Here is a 21619-nt window from a genome sequence, read left to right on the forward strand (position 1 = left end):
GGAGGGATAGCATTTGCATGCACTTGTAATTGGTGGAACAGGAATGCTAAAGAAAGTTTCTATGTGGTTTTGTGAGAAAGGATTTTATGTTTCTATTATCGGGCGAGATGAAGTGAAATTAGAAAATGTTAAGCGAATGAGTTCTGCACCAGAAAATATTACATGCCTTTCGTTAGATTATCATAATGATGAAGATGTAAAGCTAGCTATTAAAAGTACAATTGAGAAAAATGGCCCAATCACATTAGTTGTTGCATGGGTACACACAAGTGCAAAGCATGTACTATCAAATATTTGTAAAGAACTAGATTTGTCGTCTAAAACATATAGTTTATTTCATATTTTAGGTAGTAAAGCATCACGTATGCCTGCACAAAAAATAGGGAGTACGCGATGTATTTATCATAGAATTATTTTAGGTTTTATTTTAGAAGATACATATGGAAGATGGCTTACTCATGAAGAGATAGCTGATGGAGTTATAAAAGGGATTGAAAGTAAACGAGCGGAGTGGATTGTAGGGAGAGTTGAACCGTGGGAATTACGACCAACATGGTGAGGGGGAGTAAGAAATGAAAACAACTATATATGTAACAAGGCATGGTGAAACAGAGTGGAATGTAGCGAAGCGAATGCAGGGACGGAAAAATTTTGCTTTAACTGAAAATGGTATAGTTCAGGCGAAACAATTAGGGAATCGAATGAAAGATTTACCAATCCATGCGATCTATAGTAGTCCGAGCGAAAGAACACTTCATACGGCAGAGTTAATAAAGGGGGAACGTGATATACTCATTATAGCGGATGAGCATTTCTATGAAATCAACATGGGTATATGGGAAGGACAAACAATCGCGGATATAGAAAACCAATTTCCAGAAGAAGTGCATCTGTTTTGGAATGAGCCACATCTTTTTCAGTCAACATCAGGCGAAAATTTTGAGGCCGTTTATGAAAGAGTAATTGAAGGGATGCAGCTTCTTTTAGAGAAGCATAAAGGACAAAACATATTGATTGTTTCTCATGCGGCAGCAGCAAAATTACTTGTAGGGCATTTCGCGGGAATTGAAATAGAAAATGTGTGGGATGATCCATTTATGCATAGTGCCAGTTTGAGCATAATAGAATTTGAAGAGGGTATTGGTAAAGTGAAACAATTTGCAGATATAAGTCACTTTCAATAAATGTAAAAAAGGCCGCAAAACGGCCTTTTTTGGGTGGTATAAAAACTAGCAGTTACGTTTTTTATACCAGAAGTGATCGAATTTCTTATTTTTGCAAGATGGGAATTTATGTCCGCCTTTGCAATCATTCCATTTGTGTCCGCTATCGTGACAGTCTTTACCATGATCACATGAATCATCGCAAGAGTGACCGTGTCTGTTAGGGAAGAATTCGCATTTTTTACAGAAACTTCGTTTTGTCCAGAAAAATTTCTTTTCAAAGCGTATGCATTTTGTAATGAATGTACAATGTTTTCTGCGAGTACGTTTTGTAACTAATACGCATTCTTTTCTACGCGTTACTTTCGTAACGAACGTCCATTTTTGAACACGTACACGTGTACATTTCGTAACAAATGTCCATTTTTTTACGTGCGTACATTTTGTAACGAACGTACAATGTTTCACGCGAGTACATCTTGTTCTTGGACATTTACCCCCAGTTGTACATTTACATCCAGTTGTACAATGATGATGAGTGAATTTATCATCATCGCATTCAAAAGTACTTGGATCTTGGTGTAAGAAATCCTCCATCCCAGCACTTTTGATTTCTTCAACAGCTTTTCTAATATCACGTTTCATAGAAATCCTCCTTATCATGTATTAAAGTGAAAAGGTATTCTTTTTCCTTAACATGATATGTATGTAGGCATCTTTCTGAACAGGACAAGAGTGTAATTTTATATAAATAGATGATTGCGGATGTATGGACAAGACAAGGCGCATACATTGAATGAAGAGAACTGAGAAGGGATGAGAAAACATGCTGCCTTCATATGATTTTTTTGTTCATCCAATGTACTTAGTGGAATTGAAAAAGGACATTTGGTCAGATAGTCCAGTGCCAGCAAAATTAACTTATGGAAAAAAGAAGTATGATATTGATATCGTATACCGAGGAGCTCATATTCGCGAATTTGAGAAAAAGTCTTATCATGTTATGTTTTATAAGCCTAAAAAATTTCAAGGTGCGAAAGAGTTTCATTTGAATTCGGAGTTTATGGATCCGTCTCTCATACGAAATAAATTATCTTTAGATTTTTTTCATGATATTGGTGTACTTTCGCCAAAATCACAACATGTATTTATAAAAATTAATGGTCAAATTCAAGGTGTGTATTTACAGTTAGAATCGGTTGATGAAAATTTTTTGAAAAATAGAGGATTACCGAGTGGTTCTATTTATTATGCGATAGATGATGATGCGAATTTTTCATTAATGAGTGAACGAGATAAAGATGTTAAGACAGAGCTCTTTGCGGGTTATGAATTTAAATATTCGAATAAAAATAGTGAAGAACAACTGAGTGAATTTGTATTTCAAGCGAATACTTTGACGAGGGAAGCCTATGAAAAAGAAATTGGGAAGTTTCTACATGTAGATAAATATTTACGATGGTTAGCAGGAGTTATTTTTACGCAAAACTTTGATGGTTTCGTTCATAACTATGCACTATATCATAACGATGAAACAAATTTATTTGAAGTTATACCGTGGGATTATGATGCGACTTGGGGGCGAGATGTACAAGGGAGACCACTTAATCATGAATATATTCGCATTCAAGGGTATAATACGTTAAGTGCAAGATTGCTAGACATACCTGTATTTAGAAAGCAGTATCGAAGTATTTTGGAAGAAATATTAGAAAATCAATTCACAGTTTCGTTTATGAGGCCGAAAGTAGAAGGGTTGTGTGAATTGATTCGCCCATATTTACTACAAGATCCATACATGAAAGAAAAATTAGAAACATTTGATCAAGAGGCTGATATGATTTATGAATATATAAATAAAAGAAGAAAGTATATACAAGACCACTTACATGAATTAGATTAATTTTGAAAGAGATTGAAACGTTATCAATCTCTTTTTTTTGTATAATAAAGATGTATCAATAAAAATGAAGTAATATATTTGATAGAGAATGGGGATGCGGATATATGACGATTAAATGGATTGATTGGGTAAAACAAATACAATCTATAGCTCAAGCGGGTTTAACGTATTCTAAGGATGTGTATGATATTGAGCGTTTCCAGCAATTACGAGATATTTCTATTTCAATGATGTCACATTACACGAAAACAGATTGGGAAGTCGTAGAGAAATTATTTGCACGTGAGACAGGCTATCAAACACCTAAAGTTGATATAAGAGCGGTTGTTTTTCAAAATGAAAAGTTATTATTTGTGAAAGAAAAAAGCGATGGGAAATGGGCATTGCCAGGTGGATGGGCTGATGTCGGTTATACGCCAACCGAAGTTGCAGCAAAAGAGGTTTTCGAAGAGACTGGTTATGAGGTAGATCATTTTAAGTTACTAGCTATATTTGATAAAGAAAAACATCAACCCTCTCCATCGGCGACGCATGTATATAAGATTTTCATTGGATGCGAGATTATTGGTGGAGAAAAGAAAACTAGTATTGAAACAGAAGAGGTGGAGTTTTTTGGTGAAAATGAATTGCCTAATTTATCAATTGCTAGAAATACAGAAGACCAAATTAAAGAGATGTTTGCCTACATGAAGGACCCGCAGAAAGAGAAATTAATAGATTAATCCTGCTTGAATTGTACATATTGTTAAAATGAAGATATTGGCAGATTGCAGCCTTTATGTAATAATGGGATGGTATGTGAAGAAAAAAGGAGATAAAAAAGAACATGTTAGCAAACATAATAGATCAGTTATTGCAATTTTTTGCAAGCTTAGGTTACTTTGGAGTAGCTCTTGCTTTAATGATTGAAGTAATCCCGAGTGAAATTGTACTTTCGTATGCTGGCTTTTTAGTAGCGAATGGTAAAATTAGTTTTGTGGGTGCAGTTATCGCCGGAACGATTGGTGGTACTTTAGCGCAAATCTTTTTATACTGGCTTGGATACTACGGAGGGCGTCCGGTTGTAGAGAAATATGGGAAATATCTACTTATTAATAAACATCATTTAGACATAGCGGAAGGTTGGTTTAAGCGTTATGGAGCAGGCGTAATATTTTCTGCGCGCTTTATCCCAGTAGTACGTCATGCGATCTCTATTCCAGCAGGGCTAGCTAAGATGCCATTAAAACTATTTACACTTTATACGGTTGTAGCGATCATTCCATGGTCAATTCTATTTATATACTTAGGTGAAAAACTTGGTGGGAATTGGCGACAAATTAAAGAGTATGCATCTGATTACACACATTACATAATTATAGGAGCTGTTCTTTTTATTGCTCTATACTTTGGTTTAAAGTATTTCAAAAAGAAAAAAGCAGCGCGTTAAAGTCAATGATTTTTCATTGGCTTTTTTTGTTTGTTTCGGTTCTAAAGAAAAGGAGTTGTCCATAATGTGTAATAATAAAGCGTAGCGGAGGAATGTGATGAAAGGGTCACCGTTTATACGTGGAACGATATTTTTAACGATGGCAACGATGATATCAAAAATGTTAGGGTTTATATATGTTATACCATTTACAGCGATGGTCGGTACGAGTGGTTACGTTCTATACACATATGCATATCGTCCTTATACCATCATGCTCAGTATAGCAACAATGGGATTACCGCTAGCTGTTTCAAAGATGGTATCAAAATATGATCAACTGAATGATTATCATACGGTTAAGAGAGTGTTGAAAAGTGGAATCGTGTTTATGTTTATAATGGGAGTCATTTCGTGTTTTACGTTATATATGCTAGCTCCGCATTTAGCTAAACTTGTCATCGATGGGAATGATCAAACGGGGAATAGTGTAGGAGCGGTTACTACTAATATTCGAATTGTAAGTTTTGCGTTAATACTTGTGCCAGTAATGAGTTTATTAAGGGGCTTCTTTCAAGGATTCCAATCGATGGGGCCTTCTGCATTAAGTGTAGTTGTAGAGCAATTTTTTCGGGTTTTAACCATTTTAATAGGAAGCTTTGTCGTTTTATATGTTTTAAAAGCTTCTGTTTCGCTAGCAGTTGGTATTTCAACGTTCGGTGCATTTATGGGAGCTGTAGGTGGATTAACTGTTTTAAGTGCGTATTATATAAGAAGGAGAAGGCACTTAAAGAAAAAAGAGATGGAAAGTATACCACAAACAACGAAATCTTTTTTCTCATTGTATAAGGAGCTCTTTACATATTCTATTCCTTTTGTTGTGGTGGGCTTAGCAATTCCGTTGTATCAGACGATTGATACATTTACAATTAATAAACTACTTATACAAATAGGGTATATGCAAGGAGAAGCGGAAAAAATTAATGCGATAATTGGTCTTGTTCAAATGGTTGTGCTTATCCCGGTATCCGTTGCGACAGCTTTTAGTATGTCTCTCGTACCAGAGATGACGAAAGCTTACACAGCAGGAAATACGAAGCTATTGTACAAACATTTTACGAGAACAAATGTATTAGTAGTAGCAATTACGGTACCGGCGGCAATTGGAATGATGGTGTTAGCCAAACCTGTATATACTCTTTTATTCGGTGCTGGAAATGATCCAGAGATGGGGAGAATCATTTTACAGTATTATGCTCCTGCTTGCATACTATTTTCTCTTTTTACAGTAACGGCTGCTATGCTACAAGGAATCAATCAACAGCAGAAGACGGTGCTAGGACTAGTGATTGGAATTATTGTGAAGATAGTTTTAAATATTGTATTGCTTCCGTATTTCGATTATGTAAGTTTTATCATTTCAACATACGCGGGCTATACGATTTCAGTCGGGTTTAACTTGTGGATGCTTTCTAAATATGTTATAAAGGCAACATAAGCTTTTAAGGCAGAGAGCACTCTGTCTTTTTCTATGTTTATCCCGCTTTAACGGGCAGTGAGACCCTCACCTCAAAATTCAGCGAAAAAAAGAAGTTTGGTTGGGGGCGGATAACCCGTAAAAGCCCGATTTGTAAGGGCTAATAATTGGTGAGGATGAAGCCCCCCACTGATTAAAGTTTCACTTTATAATATTTTTCTTATAAAAACGTTTTCAAAATAATTTTTCTATTGAAATTTAAACGTATGTTTCATATGCTGAGAATGGCGGTTTAAAAACTGTGATTTAAGAGAGGTAGATTCCTACATGTAAAAAGAATCGGGGTGATAGTATGTTAAATATATATTTAACAGACCGAAACGGAAAACTACAAGAGATTGAGGAAATGCAAAAGGGGTGCTGGATTAATGTACTTCATCCAACAGAAGAAGAAATTCAATATCTAGTACAAACTTTAAATGTAGACTTAGATTTCATTAAAGACCCTTTGGATGATGAAGAACGCTCTCGTATTGAAAAGGAAGACAATAATACTTTAATTATCGTGGATATTCCGACAGTTAGACATGATGAAGAAGGAAATTCGATTTATGACACGATTCCAATAGGTATGATTGTGATGCCGGATTGTTTTGTTACAATCTGCTTAGAAGAGAATCCAATTTTTGAACGTTTTATTAATCAACGTATTAAAGAATTTTATACGTTTAAGAAGACGCGCTTTGCACTTCAGCTCTTATATACGATTTCTACTTATTATTTAAGATACTTAAAGCAAATAAATCGAAAAACAATTGATTTAGAGCATCAATTAAATCAGTCAATGAAAAATAAAGAAATTTTCACATTGTTAGGCCTTGAGAAAAGTTTAGTATACTTTACAACGTCATTAAAGGCTAATAAAATTGTAATTCAAAAGTTAATGCGTAATAGTACATTTTTAAAAATGTATGAAGACGATCAAGATTTATTAGAAGATGTATTAATTGAAAATAAACAGGCTATTGAAATGGCGGAAATATATAGTCACATTTTAAGTGGAATGATGAATACTTTTAGCTCCGTTATATCAAATAATTTAAATAGTGTTATGAAACTGTTAACGTCAATTACGATCATTTTATCTTTACCGACGATGGTTTCTAGTTTCTTTGGAATGAACGTAAAGGTTCCGTTTGAAGGGGAAGCCCACGGTTTTGTAATTGTACTCATCATATGTGTAACACTATCTTTCACGTTAGCTTTTGTTTTTTGGAAGAAACGTTACTTTTAACGATAAGAAAGCTGCTCTAGCATAGTTATATAACTACGCTAGAGCAGCTTTTTTGCTATGAAATCTCAAATTTTGAATAGAATATAACTTGTACAATGTAATGTATATAAAGGGTATGTATGCCATATAAACCTTGTTCAATTAATGAAATGGGGTTAAAATTACATATTGTTAATGAAAAGTTGGAGGAAATACATCATGGAATTGTTTCAATTACCGAAAGCATTCCTGCAAATGAATACAATTTTTATCTCCATATTGATCGAAGCACTTCCTTTCGTGCTCATTGGTGTATTTATTTCAGGATTCATTCAAATGTTCGTGACAGAAGATATGGTGGCAAAATGGATGCCGAAGAACCGATTTCTGTCTGTTTTATTAGCTACTTTTTTAGGTATGTTGTTTCCAGGTTGTGAATGTGGAATTGTTCCGATTGTAAGACGATTAATTGGAAAAGGCGTTCCACCATACGCAGGGATTGCATTTATGTTAACTGGACCTATTATTAATCCAGTTGTATTATTTGCTACTTATGTTGCCTTTGGGAGTAGTATGCACATGGTATGGTATCGTTCTATTGTAGCGATTATCGTAGCCATTATCGTTGGAATTATATTATCCTTTATGTTTAAAGAACATCAATTAAGAGATGATCACTTCCCAGAAGTGAATAATAAGCGTCCACTGCGTAAAAAAATGTGGGATGTATGTACACACGCTGTTGAGGAATTCTTCTCAATGGGAAAATATTTAGTACTAGGTGCGTTAATTGCAGCAGCGGTACAAACGTTTGTACAAACTTCAACACTTCTTGCTATTGGACAAGGTCCGTTTTCTTCATCAGCTGTTATGATGGGACTTGCTTATATATTATCACTTTGTTCAGAGGCAGATGCATTTATCGCTTCTTCGTTCCAAAGTACGTTTTCAACAGCTTCACTTGTCGCGTTCCTCGTTTACGGACCGATGGTGGATATTAAAAATATGTTTATGATGCTTGCGACATTTAAAACTAAATTTGTAATTGTTGTTATAGTTACAGTTACTCTTGTTGTTTATGCAAGCTCACTACTCATTTATGCGATGGGGTGGTAGGTTATGTTTCGAGCATATATATTATTAGGTTTTACAATATTAATTGCGCAGCTTCATATTTCCGGTAACATTACGAAGTATATCAATATGAAGTATGCCTATTTATCAACAACAGCAGCAATTATTTTAGGTTTCTTAACGATTATACAAATTATCGTCGTTTTCCAAAAAGAGCACCAAAAGGAAAAAGAGAAAAATGATTGCAGTTGTGACCATAGCCATTGCGGGCATGATCATTCAAAAGATGAGAATACATGGTGGAAAAAAGCATTTTCGTACTCCTTGTTTTGTTTTCCAATTATCTCAGGGTTATTTTTCCCAATTGCGACGTTAGATTCGGATATTGTTAAAGCGAAAGGATTTCACTTTCCTGTTGCACAAGCAGAAAGTAAGGATCCATTTATGACAAGACAATTTCTAAGACCTGATACGAGCATTTATTACGGGAAAGAAGGATACCGTGGTGTAATGGAAAAAGGGAAGAAAGAGTTTGTTACGAAAGACAATATTAATTTGAAAGATGAAGACTTCCTAAAGGGTATGGAAACAATTTATAATTATCCTGGCGAGTTTACTGGGAAAAAATTATCTTTTAAAGGGTTTGTTTTTAGGGATGATTCTTCTAAAAAAGAACAATACTTCTTATTCCGTTTCGGTATTATACATTGCGTAGCAGATTCTGGTGTGTATGGTATGTTAGTGAAAAAGCCAGAAGGCGTAGAGTGGAATAATGATGACTGGATTCAAGTAGAAGGAGAGATAACTACTGAGTTTTATCAGCCGTTTCATGCGAATATTCCTGTATTAGAAGTAACAAAATGGAATAAAGTTGAACAGCCGAAAGAACAATATGTATTTAGAGGAGCCGATTGATAAAATCGGTTCTTTTTTGTGGACTAAAAGTTCTGAATGTTGTTAATATTAAACGTGTAGTTCATTTAGTATAGTGATTATTGAAATATTAGGGATAAATCATTAAAGGGGTGATAACAATGACAGAAGTAAAGGGGAAAACAGCCAATGAGTCAAGGGTGTTCAAAACGAGCCGAGTATTCCCAACAGATTTAAATGATCATAACACGCTATTTGGTGGGAAGATATTAGCGGAGATGGATATGGTTGCTTCTATTTCAGCATCCAGACATTCGAGAAAGGAATGTGTCACAGCATCTATGGACTGGGTCGATTTCTTACATCCTGTTCGTTCTTCAGATTGTGTTAGTTATGAATCTTTCGTAATTTGGACGGGAAGAACTTCGATGGAAGTGTTTGTGAAGGTAGTAGCTGAAGATTTAATTTCAGGTGAGAAGCGTATAGCGGCAACGTCATTCGTTACTTTTGTGGCACTTAGTAAGGAAAATAATCCAGTTCCAGTACCGCGTGTTATCCCTGAAACAGAAGAAGAGAAAGAATTACATCGTATTGCTGTGTTACGTGCAGAACAGCGTCATATACGTAAGGCAGAGAGTAAGAAAGTAGCCACATTGTTAACCTTTTGAGATGAATATTTAGCCATTTAAGTTACTATAGCAGTCGGAAATGGTTTTAAAATGAAAAGCGGACACCTAAAAATAGGTGTCCGCTTTTATAGTTTTTTCATCCACATATCATATGACAGTAGCTACTTAGCAGAAGCAAGCAGCACCGACGATGATTAAGAGGATAAATAATACGACTAATAGCGCAAATCCATTACCATGTGCGAAGCCCATTGTTATTTCCTCCTTTTATTTTAAGATACAACATACAATATGCAAATGAGCTATTGTTTGATATGGACATATATCATGCAATGACATATTTTCTTGAATGATAATGTAATAAAAAAGGGAAGATATAGAAATAACAGTAAGTGGAGAAAGGAATTTATCCATGAAGCACTTTTTCGCTATAATCCTTTGTTTAATAGGTGTATTCATTTGGATGAACATCGATGTGGAAATGGGGAAGGAAATGGCTAGTGAATATGAATTAGGACAAGTTCGATTAGGTGAATTTCAATTATATACGAACGGTGAAGAGTTATATAGAAAATTATTTGAGGATATAAACGATGCAGAAAAGTATATATATATCCATTTTTATATTGTAGGAAAAGATGAAATAAGCCAAGAGTTTTTACAGTTATTAGAGAAAAAAGCATCTAGCGGAGTAGAAGTGAAATTGTCAGTCGATCGGATAGGTGGATATAAGCTGAAGAAAAAGGTAATTAGCCGATTAAAGGAAAACGGTGTGAAGTTTACATTTAGTAAAAAACCGAAACTGAAAAATGTGTTCTATTCTTTGCATCAACGGAATCATAGACGTATTGTTACGATAGATGGAAAGGTATCATACGTCGGTGGTTTTAATATCGGAAAGGAGTACCTTGGACAAAATCCAAAGTTTGGGCCATGGCGTGATTATCACGTGCGCATCCATGGTGAGGGTGCAGCGGATATGGAAAGAAAGTTCGCCGAAGATTGGAAAGAAGATACAGGAGAAAAAATGCCTATACATGAAAGTATACCTACATTAGGGAATGTGAAATATCAATATTTATTTTCAAATGGAAAAGGCTTATGGGAAAAATATGGGGCACTTTTAAAAAAGGCTAAAAAGTCTTTAATTATCGCTACACCATATTTTGTACCAAGTAAAGAAATGGTGAAAGAGTTAAAAGCTGCATTAAATCGTGGTGTTAATGTGAAAATTCTCGTGCCATTTAAAAGTGATGCCATATTGTTAAAACAAGCTGCCTATCCATATTTGAAAGATATGTTACATGCTGGAGCGGAGATTTATCAATATCGAAATGGATTTTTTCATGGGAAAGTAACAATTATTGATGGAGAAATTGTTGATATTGGGACAGCGAATTTTGATAATAGAAGTTTTTATTTAAATTGTGAGTCTAACTGTATCATATATGATAAAACAGTTGTTGATGAAGTATGGAGTCGATTACAGGTAGACTTTCATAAATCAAAACGATTTTCTGAAGAAGATTTTGAGAAAATTAGTAGATGGGATTGGTTTTTAGCGAGAATAGCGAATGTTTTAGCATCATATTTATAGTATATGGACAAAAGAGAAGGGAGGCGCTTTAATGGACTGTATGAAAGAATTAATGAAATATAGTTATATACTAATATACAAGGTTGGAGAGTATGCTGGAAAGGTCAGAGACGAAGAATTAAAAAATCTATTACAGCACCATTTACCATATATGTTACAAGCATATAATGAACAAGTAAATTTTCAAGAAGGAGAGAATGTGCAGCATATAACCTGTGAAACAATGGAGTTTGATTTGCATGAAATGGGAAAGGAAACAGTTAGTAAATATACAGGGGATATTCATATTGCAACCAGTTATATTGCGCATTTGAAACGATTAGCTTTAAAGTTTGCTCAAGTTGCAGTGGAAGTTGCTAACCCAGAGTTTCGCTCATTTTTGGAAAATTGTTTCCTGAAAATGAACCGTTACGCTTATAGTGTGTGGCAATATGTTATGAAGAAGGAATATAAGATTACACATCTATATGAAAATGAAAATGAAAAGTTTGCATGAGAAACTAAGGCGAAATGGTATGCGCCTTAGTTTTTTTTACGTCTATTGAGAGAAAAAACTAGTTTTATTGTGTATCGATTGGAAATGAAATATATAAATTAAAATTAGGTTTTGTTATCGGAAAATTTACAAAAATTTACCGTATATTTACTGTTTTTCAATCTCTCCTTTAAAAATAGAGAGTAATATGAGGTTGTACATATTCTATCACAAGGAGGAAACGCAAATGAACAAATGGGTTAAATCATTAACTGCTATGGCACTTGCAAGTTCTTTATTAATGGTAGGTTGTAGTAAAGGTGAGGACAAGAAGAAAGAAGACGACACAACAACACAACAAGAGGACAAAAAGGATAAAGAAACAAGCGGAACCGAGAAGTCTACTGATTCTAAAGAAAAGAAATAAAGTAATAATAAAGCTTCCTCTTATATATGAGGAAGTTTTTTTGTTGTAAATTGACTGAGATTATTGAAAAATAGAAAGAGAATGAAAGAGGGGGAAAACAAATGAAAGTATGTATATTGGGAGCAACAGGACGAGTAGGTTCAAACATAATTAATTTAGCATTAAAGGATTCAGCTGAAGTGACTGCATTAGCGCGTGATTTAAATAGAATAGAAATACAACATGAAAGGTTAAGAGTGATAGAAGGGAATGTATTGAACGAAAATGATATAAAGAAAGCGATAGAAGGAAGTGATATAGTAATTAGTGCACTTGGAACGGATCAAAATGGAACATTAGCGAAGAGTATGCCACAAATTATAAAGAAAATGGAAGAAGATGGGGTTCGTAGGATCATAACAATAGGAACAGCTGGTATTTTACAAGCAAGAACAGATCTAAATTTATATCGTTTTCAATCAACGGAATCAAAAAGGAAAACGACAACGGCAGCGGAAGATCATTTGGCTGCATATAAGGTACTAAGTAATAGTAATAATTTATGTTGGACAGTTGTTTGTCCGACACATTTAATAGATGGTGAGGCGACAGAGGTATATCGAACTGAAAAAGATATATTGCCAGAGGGTGGATCAAAAATTACAGTGGGTGATACAGCACACTTTGCATGGGATCTATGTAAGAAAAATATATATGAAAATAGTCGAGTAGGTATTGCATATTAAAAAACCATCCCGAAGTCGGGATGGTTAAAAGATGATATAACACAAGAAGATGATAATCATAATGATTTGGAGAATTGCTTTCGCTACTGTACTGCTTAAAAAACCAACTACAGTAGCGACTCCAACTAGAAAAGCATCTTTTGGCGATTTTTTATGTACTAGTTCTGTTATAAATACTGATAAGAACGGTATGATAATAAGTCCGAATGGTGGGAAGAAGAACGAGCCGACAATGATAGAAATCATTCCGACACGTTCACCCCATTTAGAACTACCGTATTTTTTTAAGAAATATCCATTTGCAATAAAATCAGCAACGAAAATGAAAAGAGTGAAAATGACTTGAATAATCCAAAAAGAAGTTGTTAATTCGCCTCCATTTATACCAAAATGGTAAATCAAATATCCAGCCCAGACAGCTAGTATGCCAGGGATAATTGGATAAATAAAGGCGAGAAATGAAACAACGAAACAGGCAATGATACAAATTGTTAATAAAACAGTCACTTTATAGCTCCTTTTTAATATCTAGTTTATGTACAGCAACTTTTTTGACTTGATGTCCATCAAGTTCTAATACTTTAAATTGAAAACCAGCGTATTCAATGGAATAGCCAGCTTCAATATTTAAGTCAACTGCTTGAGAGAGAAGCCATCCTCCGATTGTATCTAAATCACTATCATCAATATGTAGGCCAAACATATCATTTACTTCAGAAATAAGCACCTTTCCATCTAAAACAGTAAGCTTAGGTGTACGCTTTTCAATCATAGGTGATTCATCAGCATCGAATTCATCTTGAATTTCTCCAATGATTTCTTCAAGAATATCTTCCATCGTTAAAAGTCCGGCAGTACCACCATATTCATCCATAACGATTGCCATCTGAACGCGATTTTTTTGAAGGTGGACTAACGTTTTACGAATTGGAACTGTTTCAAATACAGTTAGAACAGGATGTATATAAGATTCAAGTGGTTTATAAATACCTTTCGTTTGATCATGGAATACTTCTTTCGTATTGATCATCCCAATGATATCATCTTTATCTTTTTCAATGATTGGATAGCGTGTATATTTTTCAGTAGCGACGATATCCATATTTTCTTCTAACGTATTTTCAGTAGACAAGCAAATCATTTCGGTACGAGGAACCATAATTTCTTTCGCAACTCGATCATCAAATTCAAAAATGTTATTTACATATTTATATTCGGTTTGGTTTATTTCACCGCTTTTAAAACTTTCACCTAAAATGAGTCGCAATTCCTCTTCAGAATGAGCAAGTTCACTTTCCTTCGCAGGTTCTAATCCGAGTAGTTTTGTGAAAAATATAGCTGTACTATTGAGTAGCCAAATGAATGGATACATAATTTTATCAAATAAAATAAGCGGTCTTGCAAATTTGAGTGTGATTGCTTCTGCTTTTTGAATTGCGAAAGACTTTGGAACTAATTCACCTAATACAACATGGAAAAATGTAATAACACTAAAAGCAATAACAAAAGATAAAGTGTTAGCCATTGTTCCAGTAATATTAATTTTTTCAAAGAGCGGTCGTAGTATATGTTCCACAGTCGGTTCACCAAGCCAACCAAGCCCTAAAGAAGTGATTGTAATTCCGAGCTGACAAGCTGATAAATAAACATCTAAATTAGATAGGACGCTTCTTGCAGCTAAAGCTTGTTTATTACCTTCATTTGCAAGTTGGTCAATTCGACTTTTTCGTACTTTTACAACAGCGAATTCTGATGCAACGAAAAAGCCAGAAATAAGAATAAGTACAAAGATGAGAAAAATATTTAATATGTCCAAGCGTGTTCTCCATTCCAAGGTCTGGAATAAAGATGTCACCTCCTGCAATTATGTTATACTTTTATAATAAATCCAAATGAAAAGAATAGTCAAAGGAAAAGGGTAAATATTGGTATGTTTCTGTAATAGTTTTTGAATTTGCTGTTATTTTGTCCGCTATACAAAAGGAATAACCCCCTACTTTTAGATTATAGAGGGTTATTTTAAATTAAGGTTTTGGAACACTTCTCGTTAAAGTGTATGACTGTTGCTTGGAGTAGTTTGTGGTCCATAGTGTTTGAAGGAAAGAAAGTATGCTATATGGGATATAGAGTAGTAATAAGCCGATTGTAACAATTATAGGTGAATTTCCGCCAAATTGAACGATAAATTGTAACAGTCCATTTGCATGAAAAACGCATTCCATAAAAACGAATGAAAGAATAATGGAACCTAAAATTGATTTATGATTTGAAGTAAGCGCTAAAAACAATGTGTCTACAAGAAAAGAATCATGTTTTATTTCATATTCATTTGTGTTTTTTAAGAAAGGAATCCATTTTTTTACTGCTTGCATAACGATAATCATGGAAGTACTACATACGATGATAAATGATGAGTAGTAAGGAAGGTTTATAAATTGTGCGATGTATAGAAGTAGTAATAAGACTGAACATTGTAATACTACAGTGCAAAAAGAGTAAGGTATCCATTTCAATACAGTAGTAAACTTTTTAAACGAGTTAGGTACTTTGAAAAATAAATGGCCGATACCCAAACTTATGAAAAATCCGATCGCAAGGGTAAAAGTAAAACGAACAATCGATATAAAATATATTTCCCATATGTAAGGGAATAATGGTGTTGAATGATTAGAAGTATGTATCATTTGGTTTGCTGAGAAAAAGATAGATTCATGCATCCAATCAACCTTTGGAATTGATATAGAAGAAAGCTGTGCGAAGTTTTGAAAAATGCTAATAAATCCATTTTGATAAGAGTAATTGTGTGTAATAAAAAGAGCTGGAATAGGACTTATGGCAAAAATAAAAATAACACCAATTATAAATTTACATATATGTGAGCGTAATAAGGACATATAACCACCTACTCTTAGAATATTCAGAAAATTCTTATTCTTATTTTAGCTTTTTTTGAAAGAAGTTACAATATATTTTTCATTTAGTAATTCAGAGAGAAGATTTGATAGCAAAAATATACAAGTGAAGGATTCATGAATAAATTATGACAAGAAAATGAATAATTTTCAGAAAAATAAAATAAATTATTTATTTTTTTCTGAAAATATAATATAGTTATGGCACAGAAAGTATTTTAACATAAGGAGGCTTTTTATGAGGATTAAAGGGAATTACGTGCCGAAAAGGGAAGTTTTACTGTGCTCAAGTTCGATTACGATTGGGGAAGCGTTAGAGCATTTAAATAAAACGGGGTATCGTTGTGTACCAGTTTTAGATGAAAAAAAAGAGAAATTTTTAGGGAATATATATAAAGTAGATATTTTAGAATATAAAGGATCACTTGATGAGAGTGTAATACAATTATTAAACGATAAAGAAGGATTTGTGAGAGAAGATTCATCTTTCTTTAAAGTATTTTTTACAATAAAAAAATTGCCTTATTTATCAGTAGTTGATGAAAAAGGGGTTTTCCTTGGAATTTTAACGCATAAAAAAGTTTTTGAGTTATTAGAGGATGCATGGGGCGTTCACTCTAGTAAATACTCTGTCATGATTGGAACGCAAGACTATAATGGAGCAATCCAAAAATTATCGACAGTTTTAAAGAAATACACTGGTATTCAAAGTTTGATGACTTTTGATAATGATGCCTTATTAGTTCGTAGAATTATGTTTACATTAGGAGAAGAGTTTAACGACGGTGAATTAGAGACATTATTGAAAGATTTAGAAGATCACGGATTTAGAGTTGTGTATGTGGAAGAGATGAAAAATCCACGTGAAGTTGAAACGATAGAGTAACATACAAAAGCCATCTAATTATATTATTAGATGGCTTTTGTATGTTACGTGTATAAAGTTATTTGAAAATAACAATTGAATAATAGGTGAGATTGTAACAATATTTGTGTAAGAGAATAAAAAATGTAGATAATTTCGATTTTCAAAAAAATCAATTTGAAAATATGTTTTTATTTTGCAACTAAATATGTTACTATATGTGTGATAAAAACAAAGAGGTCTGACATCTACACTCCACGTAATAACACTCTAATGATTTGAAAATTCAAAAAAATCAAAATTCAAAATAATAATTGTATTAATGATTAGAGTAAAAATAAGGGGAATGGAGAAATTATGGAGAAAGACACTGCTTTGTAAGGGGCATATTTTATCATCTTGAGCAGAGAGGAGGATGCATAGCATATTGTAAAATATAGAGATAAACAATGAAAAAGTGCTATGCAAATGAAGAGCATGAAGGGACGTTTAAGGCCAGGTGATACGGTAGCAATTGGTTTAATGCTATTTGCATTATTTTTAGGAGCAGGAAATTTAATTTTTCCGCCAGTTTTAGGTCAACAAGCAGGAGAGAATGTTTGGATTGCTACAATAGGATTCCTTGTAACGGGAGTCGGATTACCCCTACTAGCTGTAACAGCTGTCGCGTTTGTAGAGGGGGACTTGAAAGCGCTATCTTCTAGAGTCCACCCTATATTTGCGTTTATTTTCCCATTGATTAGTTATTTAGCAATTGGACCATTTTTCGCGATTCCTCGTACTGGAGCTGTTTCGTTTGAAATGGGTATGAAGCCGTTTTTATCAGAGGCAATGGTTTCAGAGTGGTACATGCTATTTCTTTTCACGATAGTTTTCTTCGGAATAACGTGGTATTTATCATTAAATCCATCTAAATTAGTGGATTGGTTCGGAAAGTTTCTTACACCATTATTAGTATTAATTGTCGCTGTTATTGTCGGAAAGGCAATTATTGATCCAATTGGAGAGCCAGCTGCGCCGTTAGCTGCTTACAAAGAAAATGCTTTCTTTGGTGGATTTATTCAAGGATATTTAACGATGGATGCAATTAGCGCGCTTGTATTCGGAATTGTCGTTGTACAAGTTATCCGCTCTAAAGGGATAAAAGAGAGTAGTCAAATTGCAAAAATAACAGTAGTATCAGGTATTATTGCTGTACTTGGTTTAACGTTAATTTATTTATCACTTGCTTATCTTGGTTCAACAAGTACATCACTTGGTATCTCAGAAAACGGTGGCCTTATTTTAACGAATGTTGTAAATGAGCTATATGGGACGAGTGGTAAAATTTTATTAGGGCTTGTTATTATACTCGCTTGTTTAACAACTTCTGTTGGGTTAACATCTGCGTGTGCAGGTTTCTTTACAAACTTATTCCCAAAACTTTCGCATAAAACGATTGTAACAATGGTATGTGTATTTAGTTTAATTGTATCTAACCTAGGTTTAACACAATTAATCGCAGTAACATTACCTGTGTTAATGATCATTTATCCAGTTGCAATTGTATTAATCGTACTTTCGTATTTCCATAAGTGGATTGGGAAGCGTAATACAATTTATATTGGAGCTATTTTAGGTGCATTGTTAATTAGTTTCTTTAACGGTTTAGAAAGTGCGAAAATTAAAATTGACGCGATTTCTAATGTACTACAAATGTTACCGTTATATAACGAAGGAATCGGATGGTTAATTCCATCATGTATTGGCGGGATTCTCGGTTTCTTCTTCTATAAATCAAATGAATCAAGTGAATTACAAAAGAAAGGTGCTTAGGCACCTTTCTTTTTTTGAAGGGGATTTTTGTATTTTGTCTAAGTAATAATTGGGGGGAATGATAAATGGCTAATTTTGAAGATTTTTTAAATTTGGATTTGAGAATTGGAACTGTAATACATGCAGAGGAATTTAAAGAAGCGAGAGTACCAGCGATTAAACTAGCAATAGATTTTGGAGAAATCGGGATAAAGCAGTCAAGTGCTCAAATTACGAAAAGGTATATTCCAGAAGATTTAATCGGTCAACAAATCGTTGCTGTTGTAAACTTTCCACCAAAGCGTGTAGCTGGATTCAAATCAGAAGTGCTTGTGCTTGGTGGTGTTCCTGCAGCTGATGATGTTGTGTTACTTCAGCCTAATATGGAATTGCCAAATGGAACAAAAATTAGCTAGGGTGAAGGTAGGGGCTAATATGGATATCGGACGAGAATATTTGCAATGTGCGATTTCGAACTTTAAAGCAACAAAGAAACAAGGGGAACGGGCACTTTCTCAATTATCATATGAACAAATACAATGGTCTTCTCATGAAGAAACAAATAGTATAGCGATTATTATTAAGCATCTGCACGGTAATATGCGTTCTAGATGGACGGATTTTTTAACGTCTGATGGTGAAAAAACAGATCGTAATCGAGATGGTGAATTTGAAGGATGCTATCATTCAAAAGAAGAAACCCTTATAGCTTGGCAAGAAGGATGGAAATATGTTTTTAATACGATGAATACTTTAACGCCAGAACACTTATTGAAGACGGTATACATTCGCGGTGAAGCACATACTGTCATGCAAGCAATTGAAAGGCAAATTTCTCATTATGCATTGCATATTGGTCAGATTATTTACATTGGGAAGATGTTAAAAGAAAATGAGTGGGAATGTTTAAGTATTCCGAGAGGTCAGTCTGCGCGTTATGTAGAGAAAAAACGTTCAACATAATAATAAGAAAGCAACCGATAAAAAATAGGAAAAAAGAAAGTCAGCCAAATAATAGATGGTTCTGTAATCATAAGAATACTGCCAAAAATAAGTCCATATATAATAAGAAAGAAATTGAAAAGTGTATTCACAGGGAGAAATCGTGAGATGAACACTTGCTGTCGTTTAAAACAATCACTGTGAAATAAATAAAAGCGGAAGTACCATGTGGCTGTAATAAGGTCTTTCTTTCTCACAATTTTTTTTTTGCATGTATGACAGATAAATGGTGGTTGCATTTCATTACGCTCCATTTTTTATTTTCATAATAATGTGAGACAAAAGTAGGTACAAAGTGTATGTTCCTATATACGCTCCTGCAATAAGGAAAAATGGATTCAGTAAAATTCCATGAATGCTCGTCATGAAAACTAAATCTTGTATTAAAACATCGTATATATTAATGGAAATAATTGTACCAAGTACATATAGTGCCAAGTACGCAGAAATATGTAGCACAATAGAGATTTTTGGTTGCTTAGCGGACAAATAAAAAATGAATGATAGAGCGATTGGTAATATTCCTATTAATAGCTTCAATTCATTTCACCTCATTAACAATATAGCCGAAATTTTAACGGTCTATTCTCTAGGGCTTGTACATAACTTGAAATAGAGAGGTGATAGTATGAATCGGGGCTTTTTTTTTATGAAGTTTACAAATATGCGTAAGTTAGTTTTATTTGTTATTACTACAGTGCTAGCGACTTTTTTTCTTATTAGTCTGATGGTAACCTCTATGAAAGAGACAAAGTCAACGTATTTATATAATTGGTTAAATGAGTTATCGATGAATGGTTACATGTATGTACTTGGAAAAGAGAATCATTATTTTACACAGGAGTATCGAAATTTGAATCAAGATTTTTCAATTTCTTCTTTTCTCTTTTCTATGGCTACAAATATTCGCTTTAATGATGTACGCAGTTTTGTCGGGAAAGAGCTCCCGGGATTTGGTAAGTACGATACAGAAATTGTTATTGCGGGTGAGGGTACAAATTATTCTAACTTACCGATAGAGTCGAGTGTTCCTCTTGAAGAAGTAGTGAAGGAACGGACTAGTGGAACTGGACAAGCACCTAAACAAGATACGAATAAAGAGAAAAAACAGCCGTCCCAAACGACTGGGAAGAGACAAGTTGCGTTTATTTATCATACACATAGCTGGGAATCTTATTTACCTTTACTTAACTTAACGAATGACCCGAATCCGAATAAAGCAACGAGTTCTGTGTCGAATATTTCTATATTAGGAGATCGTTTCCGTGAACAACTAGAAGGTGAAGGGATTGGGGCTACTAACGATAAGAGTGATGTTGGTCAAAAGTTAATAAGTAAAGGTTTAAACAGTAATAGTTCGTATAAAATGTCACGAGAAATTGTGCAGCAAGCTATGGCTGGAAATAAAGATCTTCAATACTTTTTTGATTTGCATCGTGATAGTGCCCGAAAGAATGTAACGACAAAAACAATTGGAGATAAATCATATGCAAAGCTTGCATTTGTAGTAGGGAAAGGAAATAAAAACTATGAAAAAAACTTACAATTAGCGACAGCTTTACATGAGGCGATTAATAAGAAATATCCAGGAGTGAGCCGTGGGGTCATTCAAAAAGGGTTCCAGACAGGAAATGGAATCTATAATCAAGACCTATCAGGACAAGCGATATTAATAGAAGTTGGCGGTGTAGATAATACAGAGGAAGAATTGAATCGATCAATTGATGCACTTGCTAAAGCATTTGGTGAATATTTTTGGCAGGCAGAAAAAGTGAATGGATAAAGTGAAATTTAAATTGGTGAGAGACCTCACCTGATGAGGAGGAATTCACAGTATTTTTGAAAAAACGTAAGTGTAATGCTTGCGTTTTTTCTTTGTAATGATGAGACGTCACAGAATAGACATAATTTGTCGTTGTTATAGTAATATCGAAATTTGTCAATTTATAGCAGGAGATTTACAAAGGGATTTTCAGGAAAGTAGAGAAAATCTTTTTATAAGGAAAACTTTTTATGATGAAA

General features: G+C 34.0%; 26 protein-coding genes. 19 read left to right on the forward strand and 7 right to left on the reverse strand.

Annotated features, from left to right (window positions below):
- The first annotated feature begins 13 nt into the window (after positions 1-13).
- Together V6946_RS10290 and V6946_RS10295 are read left to right on the forward strand one after the other, a co-directional pair.
- Complete coding sequence (locus V6946_RS10290; RefSeq protein ID WP_000543106.1) at positions 14-559, forward strand: short-chain dehydrogenase; 546 nt, start codon at positions 14-16, stop codon at positions 557-559.
- 13 nt (positions 560-572) lie between these two features.
- The gene (locus tag V6946_RS10295) at positions 573-1184 is read left to right on the forward strand and encodes a phosphoserine phosphatase 1 (RefSeq protein ID WP_366981756.1); all 612 of its coding nucleotides are present in this window, start codon (positions 573-575) and stop codon (positions 1182-1184) included.
- Positions 1185-1229: 45 nt separating this feature from the next.
- Here the strand turns inward: V6946_RS10295 and exsB are convergent, their stop codons facing one another.
- Positions 1230-1808, reverse strand: coding sequence for an exosporium protein ExsB (gene exsB / locus V6946_RS10300; protein WP_000817498.1), 579 nt, complete (start codon positions 1806-1808; stop codon positions 1230-1232).
- 181 nt (positions 1809-1989) lie between these two features.
- On the opposite strand from exsB, the gene cotH reads away from it, so the two are divergent.
- The 8 genes from cotH (at position 1990) to V6946_RS10340 (ending at position 9839) form a co-directional block, all read left to right on the forward strand.
- Entirely contained in the window at positions 1990-3066 is a 1077-nt protein-coding gene (gene cotH, locus V6946_RS10305) for a spore coat protein CotH (protein WP_000938001.1), read from the forward strand.
- A 104-nt stretch (positions 3067-3170) separates the two neighbouring features.
- Positions 3171-3788, forward strand: coding sequence for an NUDIX hydrolase (locus V6946_RS10310; RefSeq protein WP_000153583.1), 618 nt, complete (start codon positions 3171-3173; stop codon positions 3786-3788).
- 104 nt (positions 3789-3892) lie between these two features.
- On the forward strand, positions 3893-4495 hold the full coding sequence (locus V6946_RS10315; protein ID WP_000880691.1) for a DedA family protein: 603 nt from the start codon (positions 3893-3895) through the stop codon (positions 4493-4495).
- Between the two features lie 97 nt (positions 4496-4592).
- Positions 4593-5972 (forward strand): polysaccharide biosynthesis protein, encoded by a 1380-nt coding sequence (locus V6946_RS10320; RefSeq protein ID WP_000678845.1) that lies wholly within the window; start codon positions 4593-4595, stop codon positions 5970-5972.
- A 331-nt stretch (positions 5973-6303) separates the two neighbouring features.
- The gene (locus V6946_RS10325) at positions 6304-7245 is read left to right on the forward strand and encodes a magnesium transporter CorA family protein (protein ID WP_000932389.1); all 942 of its coding nucleotides are present in this window, start codon (positions 6304-6306) and stop codon (positions 7243-7245) included.
- A 198-nt stretch (positions 7246-7443) separates the two neighbouring features.
- Entirely contained in the window at positions 7444-8340 is an 897-nt protein-coding gene (locus tag V6946_RS10330) for a permease (RefSeq protein ID WP_000418716.1), read from the forward strand.
- Positions 8341-8343: 3 nt separating this feature from the next.
- On the forward strand, positions 8344-9213 hold the full coding sequence (locus V6946_RS10335; protein ID WP_000488043.1) for a TIGR03943 family putative permease subunit: 870 nt from the start codon (positions 8344-8346) through the stop codon (positions 9211-9213).
- Between the two features lie 119 nt (positions 9214-9332).
- Positions 9333-9839, forward strand: coding sequence for an acyl-CoA thioesterase (locus V6946_RS10340; RefSeq protein ID WP_000141164.1), 507 nt, complete (start codon positions 9333-9335; stop codon positions 9837-9839).
- 126 nt (positions 9840-9965) lie between these two features.
- On the opposite strand, the gene V6946_RS10345 is transcribed toward V6946_RS10340, so the two are convergent.
- Entirely contained in the window at positions 9966-10052 is an 87-nt protein-coding gene (locus tag V6946_RS10345; protein WP_000505094.1) for a YjcZ family sporulation protein, read from the reverse strand.
- 160 nt (positions 10053-10212) lie between these two features.
- Here V6946_RS10345 and cls point away from each other — a divergent pair, with 160 nt between their 5' ends.
- The 4 genes from cls (at position 10213) to V6946_RS10365 (ending at position 13024) form a co-directional block, all read left to right on the forward strand.
- Positions 10213-11397 (forward strand): cardiolipin synthase, encoded by a 1185-nt coding sequence (cls, locus tag V6946_RS10350; RefSeq protein WP_002023919.1) that lies wholly within the window; start codon positions 10213-10215, stop codon positions 11395-11397.
- 31 nt (positions 11398-11428) lie between these two features.
- Positions 11429-11893 (forward strand): spore coat protein, encoded by a 465-nt coding sequence (locus V6946_RS10355; RefSeq protein ID WP_406622296.1) that lies wholly within the window; start codon positions 11429-11431, stop codon positions 11891-11893.
- Positions 11894-12119: 226 nt separating this feature from the next.
- Positions 12120-12299, forward strand: a complete 180-nt coding sequence (locus V6946_RS10360; RefSeq protein ID WP_001045960.1) for a hypothetical protein — start codon at positions 12120-12122, stop codon at positions 12297-12299.
- Positions 12300-12400: 101 nt separating this feature from the next.
- The gene (locus tag V6946_RS10365) at positions 12401-13024 is read left to right on the forward strand and encodes an NAD(P)-dependent oxidoreductase (RefSeq protein ID WP_000861645.1); all 624 of its coding nucleotides are present in this window, start codon (positions 12401-12403) and stop codon (positions 13022-13024) included.
- A 24-nt stretch (positions 13025-13048) separates the two neighbouring features.
- Here the strand turns inward: V6946_RS10365 and V6946_RS10370 are convergent, their stop codons facing one another.
- The 3 genes from V6946_RS10370 to V6946_RS10380 all read right to left on the reverse strand — a co-directional run bounded on the left by V6946_RS10370 (position 13049) and on the right by V6946_RS10380 (position 15918).
- Positions 13049-13531, reverse strand: coding sequence for a DUF456 domain-containing protein (locus V6946_RS10370; RefSeq protein WP_000217339.1), 483 nt, complete (start codon positions 13529-13531; stop codon positions 13049-13051).
- A gap of 1 nt (position 13532) precedes the next feature.
- Positions 13533-14840 carry a hemolysin family protein gene (locus V6946_RS10375; RefSeq protein WP_000353738.1) on the reverse strand — a complete coding sequence of 436 codons (1308 nt, stop codon included), beginning with the start codon at positions 14838-14840 and terminating at the stop codon, positions 13533-13535.
- A gap of 208 nt (positions 14841-15048) precedes the next feature.
- Positions 15049-15918 (reverse strand): hypothetical protein, encoded by an 870-nt coding sequence (locus V6946_RS10380; RefSeq protein WP_000055265.1) that lies wholly within the window; start codon positions 15916-15918, stop codon positions 15049-15051.
- A 256-nt stretch (positions 15919-16174) separates the two neighbouring features.
- Between V6946_RS10380 and cbpA the strand changes: the two genes are divergently transcribed.
- The 4 genes from cbpA (at position 16175) to V6946_RS10400 (ending at position 19558) form a co-directional block, all read left to right on the forward strand.
- Positions 16175-16822, forward strand: coding sequence for a cyclic di-AMP binding protein CbpA (gene cbpA, locus V6946_RS10385; RefSeq protein ID WP_001220526.1), 648 nt, complete (start codon positions 16175-16177; stop codon positions 16820-16822).
- A 456-nt stretch (positions 16823-17278) separates the two neighbouring features.
- Positions 17279-18616, forward strand: a complete 1338-nt coding sequence (gene brnQ4 / locus V6946_RS10390) for a branched-chain amino acid transport system II carrier protein BrnQ4 (RefSeq protein ID WP_011110049.1) — start codon at positions 17279-17281, stop codon at positions 18614-18616.
- A 65-nt stretch (positions 18617-18681) separates the two neighbouring features.
- The gene (gene csaA, locus V6946_RS10395) at positions 18682-19011 is read left to right on the forward strand and encodes a chaperone CsaA (RefSeq protein ID WP_006924810.1); all 330 of its coding nucleotides are present in this window, start codon (positions 18682-18684) and stop codon (positions 19009-19011) included.
- Entirely contained in the window at positions 18992-19558 is a 567-nt protein-coding gene (locus V6946_RS10400; RefSeq protein ID WP_000435830.1) for a DUF1572 domain-containing protein, read from the forward strand. The genes csaA and V6946_RS10400 overlap by 20 nt, the downstream gene beginning before the upstream one ends.
- Here the strand turns inward: V6946_RS10400 and V6946_RS10405 are convergent.
- Together V6946_RS10405 and V6946_RS10410 are read right to left on the reverse strand one after the other, a co-directional pair.
- Positions 19531-19836, reverse strand: a complete 306-nt coding sequence (locus V6946_RS10405) for a hypothetical protein (RefSeq protein ID WP_033686733.1) — start codon at positions 19834-19836, stop codon at positions 19531-19533. The two genes, V6946_RS10400 and V6946_RS10405, sit on opposite strands and share 28 nt — an antisense overlap.
- A 4-nt stretch (positions 19837-19840) precedes the next feature.
- Positions 19841-20137: a hypothetical protein gene (locus tag V6946_RS10410; RefSeq protein ID WP_000770738.1), complete on the reverse strand. Its 297-nt coding sequence runs from the start codon at positions 20135-20137 to the stop codon at positions 19841-19843.
- Between the two features lie 88 nt (positions 20138-20225).
- Between V6946_RS10410 and spoIIP the strand changes: the two genes are divergently transcribed.
- Entirely contained in the window at positions 20226-21380 is a 1155-nt protein-coding gene (spoIIP, locus tag V6946_RS10415) for a stage II sporulation protein P (protein ID WP_001079278.1), read from the forward strand.
- The last annotated feature ends 239 nt before the right edge of the window (positions 21381-21619 follow it).

The organism is Bacillus sp. PPSBB_2 (genome assembly GCF_045291115.1).
GTDB lineage: Bacteria > Bacillota > Bacilli > Bacillales > Bacillaceae_G > Bacillus_A > Bacillus_A cereus.

What these genes read in the sequence shown, in the direction of transcription:
- exsB (WP_000817498.1), bottom strand. Translation starts at nt 1,808, where the DNA reads ATGAAACGTGATATTAGAAAAGCTGTTGAAGAAATCAAAAGTGCTGGG.
- V6946_RS10380 (WP_000055265.1), bottom strand. Translation starts at nt 15,918, where the DNA reads ATGTCCTTATTACGCTCACATATATGTAAATTTATAATTGGTGTTATT.
- V6946_RS10345 (WP_000505094.1), bottom strand. Translation starts at nt 10,052, where the DNA reads ATGGGCTTCGCACATGGTAATGGATTTGCGCTATTAGTCGTATTATTT.
- cotH (WP_000938001.1), top strand. Translation starts at nt 1,990, where the DNA reads ATGCTGCCTTCATATGATTTTTTTGTTCATCCAATGTACTTAGTGGAA.
- brnQ4 (WP_011110049.1), top strand. Translation starts at nt 17,279, where the DNA reads ATGAAGGGACGTTTAAGGCCAGGTGATACGGTAGCAATTGGTTTAATG.
- V6946_RS10340 (WP_000141164.1), top strand. Translation starts at nt 9,333, where the DNA reads ATGACAGAAGTAAAGGGGAAAACAGCCAATGAGTCAAGGGTGTTCAAA.
- cls (WP_002023919.1), top strand. Translation starts at nt 10,213, where the DNA reads ATGAAGCACTTTTTCGCTATAATCCTTTGTTTAATAGGTGTATTCATT.
- V6946_RS10295 (WP_366981756.1), top strand. Translation starts at nt 573, where the DNA reads ATGAAAACAACTATATATGTAACAAGGCATGGTGAAACAGAGTGGAAT.
- V6946_RS10355 (WP_406622296.1), top strand. Translation starts at nt 11,429, where the DNA reads ATGGACTGTATGAAAGAATTAATGAAATATAGTTATATACTAATATAC.
- V6946_RS10330 (WP_000418716.1), top strand. Translation starts at nt 7,444, where the DNA reads ATGGAATTGTTTCAATTACCGAAAGCATTCCTGCAAATGAATACAATT.
- V6946_RS10365 (WP_000861645.1), top strand. Translation starts at nt 12,401, where the DNA reads ATGAAAGTATGTATATTGGGAGCAACAGGACGAGTAGGTTCAAACATA.
- V6946_RS10325 (WP_000932389.1), top strand. Translation starts at nt 6,304, where the DNA reads ATGTTAAATATATATTTAACAGACCGAAACGGAAAACTACAAGAGATT.
- V6946_RS10315 (WP_000880691.1), top strand. Translation starts at nt 3,893, where the DNA reads ATGTTAGCAAACATAATAGATCAGTTATTGCAATTTTTTGCAAGCTTA.
- V6946_RS10405 (WP_033686733.1), bottom strand. Translation starts at nt 19,836, where the DNA reads ATGCAACCACCATTTATCTGTCATACATGCAAAAAAAAAATTGTGAGA.
- cbpA (WP_001220526.1), top strand. Translation starts at nt 16,175, where the DNA reads ATGAGGATTAAAGGGAATTACGTGCCGAAAAGGGAAGTTTTACTGTGC.
- spoIIP (WP_001079278.1), top strand. Translation starts at nt 20,226, where the DNA reads ATGAATCGGGGCTTTTTTTTTATGAAGTTTACAAATATGCGTAAGTTA.
- V6946_RS10335 (WP_000488043.1), top strand. Translation starts at nt 8,344, where the DNA reads ATGTTTCGAGCATATATATTATTAGGTTTTACAATATTAATTGCGCAG.
- V6946_RS10320 (WP_000678845.1), top strand. Translation starts at nt 4,593, where the DNA reads ATGAAAGGGTCACCGTTTATACGTGGAACGATATTTTTAACGATGGCA.
- V6946_RS10360 (WP_001045960.1), top strand. Translation starts at nt 12,120, where the DNA reads ATGAACAAATGGGTTAAATCATTAACTGCTATGGCACTTGCAAGTTCT.
- V6946_RS10310 (WP_000153583.1), top strand. Translation starts at nt 3,171, where the DNA reads ATGACGATTAAATGGATTGATTGGGTAAAACAAATACAATCTATAGCT.
- csaA (WP_006924810.1), top strand. Translation starts at nt 18,682, where the DNA reads ATGGCTAATTTTGAAGATTTTTTAAATTTGGATTTGAGAATTGGAACT.
- V6946_RS10400 (WP_000435830.1), top strand. Translation starts at nt 18,992, where the DNA reads ATGGAACAAAAATTAGCTAGGGTGAAGGTAGGGGCTAATATGGATATC.